Origin of the sequence: Pseudoroseomonas ludipueritiae, assembly GCF_014490445.1 — a bacterium.
Taxonomy (GTDB): Bacteria; Pseudomonadota; Alphaproteobacteria; order Acetobacterales; family Acetobacteraceae; genus Pseudoroseomonas; species Pseudoroseomonas ludipueritiae.
The window spans coordinates 26,593-39,200 of the sequence record NZ_JACTUZ010000014.1 but is presented as its reverse complement, the minus strand read 5'-3'; the positions used below and the strand labels follow the sequence as shown (position 1 = coordinate 39,200).

The window sequence follows — 12,608 nt, the reverse complement described above, 5'->3', positions numbered from 1 at the left end:
GGATCGGATGGAACTCGACGTCGTCTCACTCTCGCGATTCCAATTCGCGATGACAGCCCTCTACCACTTCCTCTTCGTGCCACTGACGCTGGGGCTTTCCATTGTCCTGGCCATCATGGAGACAGTCTACGTCGCCACCGGCCGCGCCATCTGGCGGCAGATGACGCAGTTCTGGGGCACGCTCTTCGGCATCAACTTCGTGCTCGGCGTCGCCACCGGCCTGACCATGGAATTCCAGTTCGGCATGAACTGGAGCTACTACAGCCACTATGTCGGCGACATCTTCGGCGCCCCGCTGGCGCTTGAAGGGCTGATGGCCTTCTTCCTGGAAGCCACCTTCGTCGGCCTGTTCTTCTTCGGCTGGGACAAGCTCTCGAAGCTGGGGCATCTGGCGGCGACCTGGGCGGTCGCGGCGGGGTCCAACTTTTCCGCGCTCTGGATCCTGATCGCCAATGGCTGGATGCAGAACCCGGTGGGCGCCGCTTTCAACCCGCAGACCATGCGGATGGAGATGACGGACTTCTGGGAAGTCATCTTCAACCCCGTGGCGCAGGCGAAGTTCGTCCATACCGTCTCCGCCGGCTATGTCTGCGCCGCCTTCTTCGTGCTCGGCGTTTCCGCCTGGTACCTGCTGAAGGGCCGCCACGTCGCGCTGGCCAAGCGCTCCATGACCGTGGCCGCCGCCTTCGGCCTCGCCGCCTCGCTCTCCGCCGTCGTGCTGGGCGACGAGAGCGGCTACCTGGCCACCGAGCACCAGCAGATGAAGCTGGCCGCCATCGAGGGCATGTGGGAGACCGAGCCCGCGCCGGCGCCCTTCACCGCCTTCGGCTTCCCGGACCAGGAAGCGCGCGAGACGCACTACGCCATCCACATCCCCTTCGTGACCGGCCTGATCGCGACCCGTTCGCTGAACACCGAGGTCCCGGGCATCGTGGATCTCGTGAAGCTGGCGGAAGAGCGCATCCGCGAAGGCGTCGTTGCCTTCGACGCGCTGCAGACCATCCGTGCCGCCGGCGGCGGCGAGGTGCCGCAGCAGGTGCGCGAGAACTTCGAGGCCAATGCCCGCCAGCTCGGCTATGCCTATCTGCTGCGCCGCTATGTGGATGACCCGCGCCAGGCGACTCCGGAGCAGATCAGCCAGGCCGCCTGGGATACCGTGCCGCAGGTCGGGCCGCTGTTCTGGACCTTCCGCATCATGGTCGGTCTCGGCGTCTTCTTTATCCTGCTCACCGGCGCCTTCTTCTATCTCTCTGCCCGGCGCCGGCTGGATGCCCATCCCTGGCTGCTGTGGGTGGCCGTCTTCGCCATCCCGCTGCCCTGGGTCGCCAGCGAATGCGGCTGGTTCGTCGCCGAATTCGGCCGTCAGCCCTGGATCATCGAGGGCGTTCTGCCCACCGCCGCCGCCGTCTCCGACCTCGGCATCACCCAGGTGCTGCTGACCATCATGGGCTTCGTGGTGATCTACACCGCGCTGGCCATCATCGAGACGGGCTTGATGCTCAAGGCCATCCGCAAGGGGCCGGCCTTCGACCCCGCGCATCCCCGCCCCAGCAGCAACGTGCCGCATCCGGGCGCCGGCATCCCCGAGCCCCTTCCGGCGGAGTGACCTGTCATGATCCTGCACGAACTCCTCGACTACACCACGCTGCGCATCCTCTGGTGGGGGCTGCTGGGCGTGCTGCTGATCGGCTTCGCCGTGACCGATGGCTTCGACCTCGGCGTCGGCGCCCTGCTGCCCTTCGCCGCGCGCAACGACATGGAGCGGCGCGTGGCCATCAACACCATCGGCCCGGTCTGGGAAGGCAACCAGGTCTGGCTGATCCTCGGCGGCGGCGCCATCTTCGCCGCCTGGCCGCCGCTGTACGCCGTGTCCTTCTCCGGCTTCTACCTGGCGATGTTCGTGGTGCTGGCGGCGCTGATCCTGCGGCCCGTGGGCTTCAAGTACCGCAGCAAGCGGCCTGAGGCGCGCTGGCGCAATGGCTGGGACTGGGCGCTCTTCATCGGCGGCTTCGTGCCGGCGCTGATCTTCGGCGTCGCGGTCGGCAATGCCCTGCAGGGCGTTCCCTTCCGCTTCGAGGACACGATGTTCGCCCGTTATGAAGGTTCCTTCTTCGGGCTGCTGAACCCCTTCGCCCTGCTCTGCGGCCTGCTGTCGCTCAGCATGATGGTGATGCACGGCGGCGCCTGGCTCTCACTGAAGAGCAGCGGCCCGGTGGCGGCACGTGGCCGCGCCTATGGCAGCATCGCGGCGCTGGCGGTGGTGGCGCTCTTCGCCCTGGGCGGCGTGGCGCTGTGGCTCTTCGTGGACGGCTACCGCATCACCAGCCCGGTGGTCACCGATGGCCCCTCCAACCCGCTGCTGAAGACCGTGGTGCGTGAAGGTGGCGCCTGGTTCGCCAATTACGCGGCGCATCCCTGGATGCTGGTGGCGCCGGTCTGCGGTTTCCTGGGCGCGCTGGGTGCCTTCCTGGGCATGCGCGGCCAGCGCGAGGTGCTGACCCTGCTGAGCAGCAAGCTCTCGGTCTTCGGGATCATCTCGACCGTCGGCCTGTCGATGTTTCCCTTCATCCTGCCGTCCTCGATCGACCCGCGCTCCAGCCTCACGGTCTGGGACAGCTCCTCCTCCCATCTGACGCTGTTCATCATGCTGGTGGGCGCCGTTGTCTTCATGCCGATCATCCTGGCCTACACCACCTGGGTCTACCGGGTGCTCTGGGGCAAGGTCGATGAAGCGATGGTCCACAGCAACAGCGAAACCGTCTACTGAGAAAGGATCAAAGCGATGTGGTACTTTGCCTGGCTACTGGGCCTTCCCCTCGCCTGCGCCTTCGCTGTCCTGAACGCGATGTGGTTCGAGTTGATGGAGAACGGCGAGCTGCGCCCCGAGGAATGAGGCCATGGTCCCGGCTCTGCGGGGCAGCAGAAACAAAGACGGCTCCGGAATACCGGAGCCGTTTTTGGCACAAAGGCTGGCCAGCAGCACAGCCGGAAGTTGTAGAAGTGAATCCCGCCGGATCAGACGGCGCGGCGCGTCGCCGTCTCGGTGTTGGCGGGCACGGAGGGCGCCACGGTGCGGGCAGTGGCATCGGCCTCCACCATCACGGTGCGGATGTCCCGCAGGAAGGCAGAACCCTTGGTGGTACGCTGCACCAGCACGCTGCGGCGGTCCTGAGGGTCCGTCTTGCGCTTGGCCAGGTCGAGTTCGCCCAGGCGGTCCAGGGCACGGGTAATGGCTGGCTTCGACACATTCAGCGCTGCCGCGAGGCCGCGCACGGTGTGCGGCCCTTCACCCAGGTAGACGGTCAGGAACACCCCGAGCTGGCGGGCCGAAAGGTCATGCCCGTCCCTGCGCACCAGCGCCACCACTGTGTCACGCAGGATCCCGACCAGCTGGTCCGGGCTGTTTTGAACGGCCATTGCATATCATCCTTGTTGAAGGAGGTCGGCAGCGACTGCCGGCATAGAAATGAAAAAAATGAACTGCCGGAACATCCGGCAGAACGTGGCATCTTTTTTTTGAACCAAAGCGCAGTCTTAGAGCAAAATTCCGCCCAGCGACGCACTTGAAGCGGCTCTAGATGACGTTGACTTGACGGGTCTTACCAACGAAATCGGCCTTCCTCAGCACGTTAGGCGCAGAATGTCCTGCGCTATGTAAGCCGTTGCGTAGCTATTGCAACGCCACACGAACCGGCTTGTTCCGGGCAGATTGCATGGACTTCCTGCGGATTTTGTCCAGCCTCAAATCGTAACAAACACAAATCATGACACCAACTGTCGCAGAGCGGCGTTTCCATTTCGATGACGCACTTTAAATAAAATGCCACAGAAACAGTCGCTTGCTGCTGACATTTAACGATAATCGGCTGAACCGGCCGGTGTATTTCCAGCAGTGACTTGCGTAACACCGAGGCTTGTTTGCGCCCTTGTATAGAGTGTCAGGAAAACATCCCGAAGCCCTCCGAATCGCAGATTTGACGGCTTAAACGCGGCAATTCGGCGTTTGGATGCGCGTCGCGAACATATCAATCATGCCTGCTTTGCCGATATCGCGGCGGCAGTTCGTGCCGCCGTCATCCAAGGCATGGCAGCATCCGGTCAGTGGAACAAAGCTGGCCTATTTTGCGCGTGGGCGTGGCCCCGCCGCCGCGCTAAAAGCCCTCTGCATGAGTGAATACGGCGAACCGCTCGACGTTCTGCATCGTGTCTTTGGCTATACCGGCTTCCGGGGGCTGCAGGAGGAGGTGGTTCGCCATGCCGTGGCCGGTGGCTCCGGCCTTGTGCTGATGCCAACCGGCGGCGGCAAGAGCCTCTGCTTCCAGATCCCCGCCCTCTGCCGGCCCGGCCTTGGTGTCGTGGTCTCGCCGTTGATCGCGCTGATGGAAGATCAGGTGGCGGCGCTGCGGCAGCAGGACATCAAGGCCGCCGCCCTGCATTCCGAATTGCCACCGGACGAGGCGCGCGCTGTGTGGCGGGACCTCGATAGCGGCGACCTGAAGCTGCTCTATGTCTCGCCCGAGCGCCTGACGCTCGACGGCACCCTGGCGCGGCTCGACGAGATGCGCATCGCCCTCTTCGCCATCGATGAGGCACATTGCGTCAGCCAGTGGGGGCACCACTTCCGGCCGGAATACCGTGCGCTGCCGGTCCTGGCGCAGCGCTTCCCGCGCGTGCCGCGCCTGGCGCTGACCGCCACCGCCGACCCGCGCACCGTGACGGATATCCAGCGGCAGCTCGGGCTGGAGGACAGCCCGCTGTTCCGCGCCAGCTTCGACCGGCCGAATATCGCCATCTCCGCCCAGCCCCGGGATCATGAGCGGGGGCAGCTGCGCCGCTTCATCAAGACGGCCTCGGACGGCACGGGCGCCGGCCTGATCTATTGCGGCACGCGGCGCAAGGCAGAACAGACCGCCGACTGGCTGAAGCAGGATGGCTATGACAGCCTCGTCTTCCACGCCGGCCTGGACCCCTCCTCCAAGCGGGAAGCCCACCGGCGCTTCGCGCGTGGCGATGCCGTAGTGATGGCCGCGACCATCGCCTTCGGCATGGGCATCGACCGCCCCGACGTTCGCTACGTCGCCCATACCGATCTGCCCCGCAGTCCGGAGAGCTGGTACCAGGAGATTGGCCGCGCCGGGCGCGACGGCCTGCCGGCGCAGGCACAGCTCCTCTACGGCGCCGGGGACATTGCCCTCGCCCGCCACCGCATCATGGAAAGCGGTGCCAGCGACGAACAGAAGCGCGTGGAGCGGCAGCGCCTGGAAGCCATGGTTGGCATCGCCGAGGCTTCCACCTGCCGGCGCCAGATCCTGCTGCGCTGCTTTGGGGAGGATGCGCCTGAGCCCTGTGGGGCCTGCGATATCTGCCTGACACCGCCCAGGCTTTTCGACGGCACGGTCGCGGCCCAGAAGCTGCTCTCGGCCGTGTTGCGGACCGGACGGCGCTTCGGGCTCGGGCATGTGGTGGATGTGCTGCAGGGCAAGCTGACCCAGAAGGTCACGCAGTTCGGCCATGACCAGCTACCCACCTTCGGCGTCGGGCGCGACCTGACCGAAGCCGCCTGGCGCGGCGTGGCACGGCAACTGGTGGCCCAGGGGGCGCTGGACGTGGCGGTGGAGAACCATGGCGAGCTGGTGCCGACCGATGCGGCCCGCCCTATCCTGAAGGGCGAGCAACCGGTCATGCTGCGGGAGGAACTGGTGACACAGCCAGCCCGCGGCAGCCTGCGCACGCGCGGCAGTGTCGAGGCGCCGTCCGACCCGCGCTTCGCCGCCCTGCGGGAATGGCGCAAGCGCACTGCCCTGGCGCAGGGCGTACCGGCCTATGTGATCTTCCAGGACCGCACCCTAGTGGAAATCGCGGCCGAGCAACCGGAAACGCTGGACCAGCTCGGTACCATCCCGGGAGTCGGCAACACAAAGCTGGAGCGCTACGGCAAGGATGTGCTGCGTGTGCTGCGCGAGCATGCCACCGCCTGAAGCAACCAAGTTTTATTGAGAGTGAGTTGCATCTCGCATTGCGAGCGGCTATCAGTCGCAGCAGTTCAGCGAGCGGCTCACGACATGTATGTCTGCATCTGCAATGCCCTGACCGACACCCAGATCCGGGACGCGATCGCCGGCGGGGCACAGCGGCCAAAGGAAGTCTATGCTGCCTGCAACTGCGCGGCGCAGTGTGGCTGTTGCACTGGCACCATGCTCTCCATCATCCGTGAGCAACCGCCTGGAGCCGATCAGGCCGGCGCCGGCGACTGAAAGCGTCTCTCAGTCGCATTTTCACGCAAAAACAATGGCTTGACGCGCAAAGTCTGTTTCCGCAAGGTCCGGTGCAGATTCCGCACGGAGAACAGGCGCCATGCTGCGCGACGCGAAGGTCATCGAGTACCTGAACACCCAGCTCACCAATGAGCTGACGGCCATCAACCAGTACTTCCTGCACGCCCGCATGCTGGACGATTGGGGCGTGACCAAGCTGGGCAAGCATGAATATGCCGAATCCATCGAAGAGATGAAGCACGCGGACGACCTGATCACCCGCATCCTCTTCCTTGGCGGCCTGCCCAATGTTCAGCGGCTGAACCAGATCCTCATTGGCCAGAATGTCGAGGAGGTGCTGCGCTGCGACCAGAAGATCGAGGAAAAAGCCATCCTCGACCTGCGCGACGGCATTGCCCATTGCGAGAGCGTGCGCGACTTCGTGTCCCGCGACCTGCTGATGCGCATCCTCGCGGATGAGGAGAAGCACGCCGACTTCCTCGATACGCAGTTCAAGCTGATCGAGCAGATCGGCATCTCCGACTATATCCGCCTCAACAGCGACGCGGCGCCGGACCAGCACAAGGGCTAGGCTCAGCCCTCGATCACCGGAGGGGCGGCGTCCAGAACAGGACTGTCGTCCTTCAGGTTCACGCCGGTCAGGCGGCGGTGGCGGGCTTCGGCCAGCAGCCAGGCCAGCTTCGTGGCCGCAGCCTCCGGCGAAAGGCCGCCGGAGGCGTGGATATTGGAGATGCAGTTGCGTTCCGAATCACGCCGCCCTGCCCTGGGCTGGTAGGTCAGGTAGACGCCGAGACTATCGGCCACACTCAGCCCAGGCCGCTCACCGATCAGCACCGCACAGAGTTCGGCACCCAATGCGCCGCCGATCTCATCGCCAAGGGCCACACGTCCCTGGGTGGCGATGACCACCGGCGCCACCTTCCAGCCCGGGAGCTTCGGCAGCACCGCCCGCAACAGTTTGGGCGCATGCTGCTGCACGGCCCTGGCGGAAAGCCCGTCAGCCAGCACGAAGGCAAGGTCCCAGGCGCCCGCCGGCAATTGCACCACGCAGTCCGAGTCCAGCCGGCGCCCAAGGTCCGGGCGGCGCAGGTAAGTGCTCCGGTCCGGCGCCAAGCTGCGGACGGAGACGTGTGGCAGGCCGTCCAGCGCCGCCGCCAGCGCCTGGATGTCCAGCGGCGTATGCACGGCATCCCGCGCACGGGCATGGGCCAATTGGAAATCCAGCATCGCGCCTACCGGCGGCGCATCGCCACTGCGGCCCAGGCCAATGCGCGCCGGCGTTGTCTGGCGAAGCCGTCCCCAGGGATCGTGAGCGGGAGGATCAGACGCCACCGCCGGCACCTCCTGCCAGCAGGCGGCGCATGGCCCCGTCCTGTGGCGCCAGTTCACGGATGCGGCCCTGACGGTCGACCATCTCCATCCGCTCCAGCCAGGCCTCGAATTCCGGCGCGGCGCGCAGGCCGAAGGTGGAACGCAGGTAGAGGGCGTCGTGGAAGGAGCCGCTCTGGTAGTTCAGCATCACGTCATCGGCACCCGGCACCGTGATGAGAAAGGACGTGCCAGCGGCGGCCAGCAGCGTCATCAGCGTGTCCATGTCGTCCTGATCGGCCTCGGCATGGTTGGTGTAGCAGACATCCACGCCCATCGGCACGCCGAGCAGTTTGGCGCAGCAGTGGTCCTCCAGCCCGGCGCGGATGATCTGCTTCCCGTTGTAAAGATATTCCGGCCCGATGAAGCCAACGACCGTATTCACCAGCAACGGAGAGAAGGCGCGGGCCACGGCGTATGCGCGGGTTTCCACGGTCTGCTGGTCCAGCCCGTGGTGCGCATCGGCGGAGAGTGCCGCCCCCTGCCCTGTCTCGAAATACATGACGTTGTTGCCGACAGTGCCGCGCTTCAGCGCCAACGCGGCCTCCTGCGCCTCCCGCAGCATGGAGAGGCTGACGCCGAAGCCGGCATTGGCGGCCTCCGTGCCGCCAATAGACTGGAAAACCAGATCCACCGGCGCGCCACGCTCGATGATTCGGATGGCATTGGTGACATGGGTCAGCACGCAGGTCTGGGTCGGGATCTCGTGGCGCTCGCGCATTCCGTCCAGCATCTCCAGCAATGCGATGCAGTTCGGCACGCTGTCGGTCGCGGGGTTGATGCCGATCACGGCATCCCCGCAGCCATAGAGCAGCCCATCCAGCGTGGCGGCGGCGATGCCGCGCAGGTCATCCGCCGGATGGTTCGGTTGCAAGCGGGTTCCAAGCCGGCCTTCCAGCCCAATGGTGTTCCGGAAGGCAGTGACGACCCGGCACCGGCGCGCTACCGAGATCAGATCCTGGTTCCGCATCAGCTTGGACACGGCGGCCGCCATCTCCGGTGTCAGCCCAGGCGCCAGGTCTGCCAAGGCCTGCGGTTCCGCGTCATAGGAGAGCAGCCAGTCCCGCAGCCCGCCCACGGTCAGGTGGCGGACAGGGGCGAAGGCGGTGGCGTCATGGCTGTCCATGATCAGTCGCGTCACCTCATCCGCCTCATAGGGGATCAGCGGTTCCTCCAGGAAGCGGGTCAGTGGCAGATCGGCCAGGACAGAGCGTGCCGCGACACGCTGGGCATCGCTTTCCGCCGCCAGCCCCGCCAGCTCGTCGCCGGAGCGTGCCGGCGAGGCCTTGGCGAGCAGATCGGCCAGGTCGCGAAACACATGGCGCTCGCCGCGGAAGTTGCTGGCATACCGGCTCATCGGCTTCCTTTCCGCCACAGCGCCCGAAGGCGTATGGCAGCAGCATCGTCACCGGCTGGCAACAAGAAAGCCTTGTTGAGAAAGGTGGGCGGCGGAACGGATACGGTACTAACTGATCAACAGCATTGGCTGTTGCCCACCGCCCGCACCGACAAGATGAAGCTGTTTGTAAGCGCCATGGCAGCTTCCACTTGTTCGGCAATTTGCTTCCGATTTTACAGAAGCCTTGCGTGGCCCGGGCATCCGGATGGGCGCTGAACAGAATGGGCCAGTTGAGTTGAAAGCACGATGGCTGCTCTTTTGCCCAACATGCAGTGCGCGACCTCAGCGCCCCTGAGCACCACGATCAGCAGGGGACGGCAGCAACGTCGATCCCTGGGTGCCGAGGTAGGCGATGAGATCCGCGCGCTCCCAAGGGTCGGTCACTCCGGGGAAGAACATGCGGTTGCCTGGTATGACGCGTTGAGGGTCCTCCAGCCACGCGTTCATCCGCTCGGCATCCCAACGGCCTCCTGCAGAACGCAGCGCATGCGTGTAGCCGAAGCGGGGGCTGCTGCTCGCGACAGGCGCGCCGAGGACCCCGTAGAGGTTTGGGCCATTGCGGTCTGGCGCGCCCTTGCTGATGTTGTGGCAGGCGGCGCACTGCCGGAACAAGCGGGCTCCGTTGCCAGCATCGGCCCGGGAGAGCAGTTCCATCACCGTCGCATTGGGCATGAGTGGCCTCTCGGACCTTCCCTGACCTGACCAGAGGTACAAGGCAGCGATGGCCCCAGCCACGAGGCAACCGATGGCTGCCGTTGAGCGCGCCGGCCGCATCAACGGCACACCGGCTTCCGCTTCCACAGCCACACGCCTTCCAGCATCGGCAGATACCCGGCCAGCCCGATGGTGATGGCGGGGTAGAGGATGCGGAGCGAGACGGTGGCGCCGAACTGAAGCCGGGCCGGTGTCAACGCATTCAAGCTAGTCATGACAGCCTTCAGAGCTTGGCGGCAGTCAGTCCGAACGCCGATCGGCACCGTTCGCCGGAGCGGCGGGCTTCCGTGCTGGCGCGGGCATGCCGAAGCGGGCTTCCTCAGCTTTGAAGAAGAACTGACTCGCCACCAGCCAGCCCTTCAGCGGCCGCAAGGGCGGGATGCAGGTTGCCAACATGAAGGGCAGCGTGATGACGAGGTGCACCCAATTGGGCGGTGCGAACTTTGCCTCAAGCCAGAGCGCCAGGATGACGCTGGGAACGCAGGCGAAGCAGATGACGAAGAAGGCCGGTCCATCAGCCGGGTCCGCGTAGGAGTAGTCCAGGCCACAGACCTCGCAGTGGGAACGCAGCTTCAGGAAACCATCGAACAAGTGGCCTTGGCCGCAGCGCGGGCAGCGGCCGCGAATCCCGGTGCTGATAGGGGGAAGAGGCGGCCACTCCTGGGCGGATGACATCGCGTGGTCCTTTGGAAGGCGATGCTGAGCAATGCCTGCATGCAATGCTTTAGCGCATGGGATTTTGAAGGCTACAATACCACTGCGAATGTATGCAATGCGGCAAAATGTCTCATACAATCATCGAGGACATGGCGGGTGCCTCGGACAGGAGATCCGCCATCCGCCGCAGTGCCGCGCGCAGGCTCTGCCGGTCCTCGGCGGCACCCAAGCCGATTCGGACGGCTTCCGGTGGATTCGACACGGCGAAGCCATCGCTGGCAACGATGCCGATGCCCGCCGGGTGCAGGCGCGCGATGAACTCGCCACGGCTCCATTCCCCCGGCATCCGGAGCCAGAGGTGAAAGGCCCTGGGATCGGCGGCCACGTGGTCCGCCGGCAATGTCTCCGTAGCGATCGCGTGCCGTGCCGCCGTTTCCCGCCGGATGCCCTCGACAACACCTGCGGCCGTGCCGTTGCCGATCCAGCGTGTCGCCAGCGCGGTAGTCAGCGGCGAGGCCATGCCCGTTGTGGCCCTGATTGCCGCGGCGAGCCGGGGGACATGACATGGCTCGGGCACCGCGAGATACGCGATGCGGAGCGCCGGTGAAACGGATTTGGCAAGACCGGAGACGTGAAAGACGGCCTCCGGTGCCAGGGCCGCGAGCGGTGGTGGCGCGTCGGGCGCCAGCGCACCATAGGCGTCGTCCTCGATAATGGGCACGCCATGCTGGCGGGCGATGGCCAGCAGCGCCCGGCGCCGCTCCAATGGCATCGTCGCTGTGGTGGGGTTGTGCAGGGTTGGCGTGCAATACAGCGCCTTGGGGCGTTGCGCCCGGCAAGCCTCCTCGAATGCATCGGGCAGCAAGCCGTGGCCATCCACGGCAACCGGCGACAGCCGCAGCCGCAGGTGCGCTGCCAGGCTGCGGAAGCCCGGATAGGTCAGCGCCTCGCAGCACACCACGTCACCCGGCTCGCACAAGACGCTCAACAGGGAAAGCAGCGCGCCTTGGGCGCCCGCACAGACCAGCACCCGTTCGGGCGGCACATCGACGCGCCCGGTCAGCCATAAGGCGCCAGCTTCGCGATCCGCTGGGCCACCACCGACCTGCTGGTAGCGGAGCAACAGATCGAGGTCCAACTCCGCGGCGAAGCCGCCGATGTCCTGCCGCAGGTCGTCCTGTAGGCTCTGCCCGCAGGGCAGTGGAGGCGCATTCATGCGGAGGTCTGCCGACCGGTTCCGCCGTGGCCCCGATGTCGCCGGTGCAGGGGCGTGGCCCCCGCGCACATAAGTGCCCTGCCCGACGCGTCCCTCCACCAGGCCACGGCGGGCCGCCTCGGCGTAGGCGCGGGTGACGGTGGTGAAATCGACGCCAAGCTTCTCGGCCAGCAGGCGCTGCGGCGGCAGGCGTGCGCCATTCGCGAAGAGGCCAGTCCGGATGTCCTGCTCCAACATGTCTGCAATGACCCGGTACAGCGGGCCTGCGGATCTATCGAGGACCGGCACCCAGGTCAGATCTTCAGCGGAGCGCGGCACGGCTCAACCTCATCGACGCACAATGTGAAATTGTAGCGTCCAGTTGTATGCAGTCAAAGAAGATACACTGGGTTGGCAGCCGTTCCACCAACAGCGCCGCGGGGGAATTGAACGACACGCCGCTGCTGCCGGAACAGGCGATCCATCCAGATGCCGCAGCCCGGCTACCGCAGGTGCGCTCTGCCTTTCCCTGCAACGCGGTATGTCGCTTGGACTAGCCACGCGTGCGCTGGAGAAGGCCCAGGCCAAGATGGCGCGGATCGTGACATGCTGCGCCACCCTTTGATCACGCTTACCGAACGTCAGGCGATGAAAGACAGGGCGCTGCATGCAGGATGCGGAAGAACGCATTTCGGGCCTAACCCACAGCACCGCTCGGCCTCGCCGCCATTGTCGTGGAAGCGGTGGGCCTGGAACTTCAGGCCCTGGTTGTCGCACCTACTTGGAGAAGGCAGCCGGTTACAGCGGCGCTAGCGGCAAGCTGTCATTATTCCCGCTCACGTTGCCGCGCCTCTTCCCTGGGGAGGTGACGCTAGAGGCTGGCTGCGGCCTCAGGCATGACACGAAGGCTATGGCCTGCCAGGGTGACCTGGCGGCAAGCCGTCCGTGTCGACCTCAGTAGGGAGTTGATTGGCTGGGCAGCGGCGCGAGCAGCGCCGCC

Annotated in this window: 13 protein-coding genes; 6 read left to right on the top strand and 7 right to left on the bottom strand. The window is 65.6% G+C overall.

Annotated features, from left to right (window positions below; translation table 11 throughout):
* The first annotated feature begins 7 nt into the window (after positions 1-7).
* From IBL25_RS06215 to cydX, 3 genes are read left to right on the top strand one after another with little or no spacing between them, the layout of a single operon-like run.
* Positions 8-1,606: a cytochrome ubiquinol oxidase subunit I gene (locus tag IBL25_RS06215; RefSeq protein WP_187777686.1), complete on the top strand. Its 1,599-nt coding sequence runs from the start codon at positions 8-10 to the stop codon at positions 1,604-1,606.
* Positions 1,607-1,612: 6 nt separating this feature from the next.
* Positions 1,613-2,767, top strand: coding sequence for a cytochrome d ubiquinol oxidase subunit II (gene cydB / locus IBL25_RS06210; protein ID WP_187777685.1), 1,155 nt, complete (start codon positions 1,613-1,615; stop codon positions 2,765-2,767).
* A 15-nt stretch (positions 2,768-2,782) separates the two neighbouring features.
* Positions 2,783-2,893, top strand: a complete 111-nt coding sequence (gene cydX / locus IBL25_RS06205) for a cytochrome bd-I oxidase subunit CydX (RefSeq protein ID WP_187777684.1) — start codon at positions 2,783-2,785, stop codon at positions 2,891-2,893.
* A 122-nt stretch (positions 2,894-3,015) separates the two neighbouring features.
* Here the strand turns inward: cydX and IBL25_RS06200 are convergent, their stop codons facing one another.
* Positions 3,016-3,417, bottom strand: coding sequence for a MarR family transcriptional regulator (locus IBL25_RS06200; protein WP_187777683.1), 402 nt, complete (start codon positions 3,415-3,417; stop codon positions 3,016-3,018).
* 749 nt (positions 3,418-4,166) lie between these two features.
* On the opposite strand from IBL25_RS06200, the gene recQ reads away from it, so the two are divergent.
* From recQ to bfr, 3 genes are all read left to right on the top strand, one after another.
* Positions 4,167-5,978, top strand: a complete 1,812-nt coding sequence (gene recQ / locus IBL25_RS06195; RefSeq protein WP_187777682.1) for a DNA helicase RecQ — start codon at positions 4,167-4,169, stop codon at positions 5,976-5,978.
* Between the two features lie 84 nt (positions 5,979-6,062).
* Positions 6,063-6,254: a (2Fe-2S)-binding protein gene (locus IBL25_RS06190; RefSeq protein ID WP_187777681.1), complete on the top strand. Its 192-nt coding sequence runs from the start codon at positions 6,063-6,065 to the stop codon at positions 6,252-6,254.
* 100 nt (positions 6,255-6,354) lie between these two features.
* Positions 6,355-6,846: a bacterioferritin gene (gene bfr, locus IBL25_RS06185; protein ID WP_187777680.1), complete on the top strand. Its 492-nt coding sequence runs from the start codon at positions 6,355-6,357 to the stop codon at positions 6,844-6,846.
* Positions 6,847-6,848: 2 nt separating this feature from the next.
* Here the strand turns inward: bfr and eutC are convergent, their stop codons facing one another.
* The 6 genes from eutC to IBL25_RS06155 form a co-directional block, all read right to left on the bottom strand.
* Positions 6,849-7,616 (bottom strand): ethanolamine ammonia-lyase subunit EutC, encoded by a 768-nt coding sequence (gene eutC / locus IBL25_RS06180; RefSeq protein WP_379656087.1) that lies wholly within the window; start codon positions 7,614-7,616, stop codon positions 6,849-6,851.
* Complete coding sequence (locus IBL25_RS06175) at positions 7,597-9,000, bottom strand: ethanolamine ammonia-lyase subunit EutB (RefSeq protein WP_187777678.1); 1,404 nt, start codon at positions 8,998-9,000, stop codon at positions 7,597-7,599. The genes eutC and IBL25_RS06175 overlap by 20 nt, the downstream gene beginning before the upstream one ends.
* A gap of 324 nt (positions 9,001-9,324) precedes the next feature.
* Entirely contained in the window at positions 9,325-9,714 is a 390-nt protein-coding gene (locus IBL25_RS06170) for a c-type cytochrome (protein ID WP_202986692.1), read from the bottom strand.
* A 101-nt stretch (positions 9,715-9,815) separates the two neighbouring features.
* The gene (locus tag IBL25_RS06165) at positions 9,816-9,971 is read right to left on the bottom strand and encodes a cytochrome ubiquinol oxidase subunit I (RefSeq protein WP_187777677.1); all 156 of its coding nucleotides are present in this window, start codon (positions 9,969-9,971) and stop codon (positions 9,816-9,818) included.
* A 25-nt stretch (positions 9,972-9,996) separates the two neighbouring features.
* Entirely contained in the window at positions 9,997-10,551 is a 555-nt protein-coding gene (locus IBL25_RS06160; RefSeq protein ID WP_238940248.1) for a DUF983 domain-containing protein, read from the bottom strand.
* Entirely contained in the window at positions 10,544-11,947 is a 1,404-nt protein-coding gene (locus IBL25_RS06155) for an aminotransferase-like domain-containing protein (RefSeq protein WP_187777676.1), read from the bottom strand. Before IBL25_RS06155 ends, IBL25_RS06160 begins: the two co-directional genes overlap by 8 nt.
* Positions 11,948-12,608 lie beyond the last annotated feature (661 nt).

Excerpts from the sequence above, each read along its gene's own strand:
- IBL25_RS06170 (WP_202986692.1), bottom strand. The coding sequence starts at position 9,714 with ATGCCCAATGCGACGGTGATGGAACTGCTCTCCCGGGCCGATGCTGGC.
- IBL25_RS06190 (WP_187777681.1), top strand. The coding sequence starts at position 6,063 with ATGTATGTCTGCATCTGCAATGCCCTGACCGACACCCAGATCCGGGAC.
- IBL25_RS06200 (WP_187777683.1), bottom strand. The coding sequence starts at position 3,417 with ATGGCCGTTCAAAACAGCCCGGACCAGCTGGTCGGGATCCTGCGTGAC.
- bfr (WP_187777680.1), top strand. The coding sequence starts at position 6,355 with ATGCTGCGCGACGCGAAGGTCATCGAGTACCTGAACACCCAGCTCACC.
- IBL25_RS06215 (WP_187777686.1), top strand. The coding sequence starts at position 8 with ATGGAACTCGACGTCGTCTCACTCTCGCGATTCCAATTCGCGATGACA.
- cydB (WP_187777685.1), top strand. The coding sequence starts at position 1,613 with ATGATCCTGCACGAACTCCTCGACTACACCACGCTGCGCATCCTCTGG.
- recQ (WP_187777682.1), top strand. The coding sequence starts at position 4,167 with ATGAGTGAATACGGCGAACCGCTCGACGTTCTGCATCGTGTCTTTGGC.
- IBL25_RS06165 (WP_187777677.1), bottom strand. The coding sequence starts at position 9,971 with ATGACTAGCTTGAATGCGTTGACACCGGCCCGGCTTCAGTTCGGCGCC.
- cydX (WP_187777684.1), top strand. The coding sequence starts at position 2,783 with ATGTGGTACTTTGCCTGGCTACTGGGCCTTCCCCTCGCCTGCGCCTTC.
- IBL25_RS06175 (WP_187777678.1), bottom strand. The coding sequence starts at position 9,000 with ATGAGCCGGTATGCCAGCAACTTCCGCGGCGAGCGCCATGTGTTTCGC.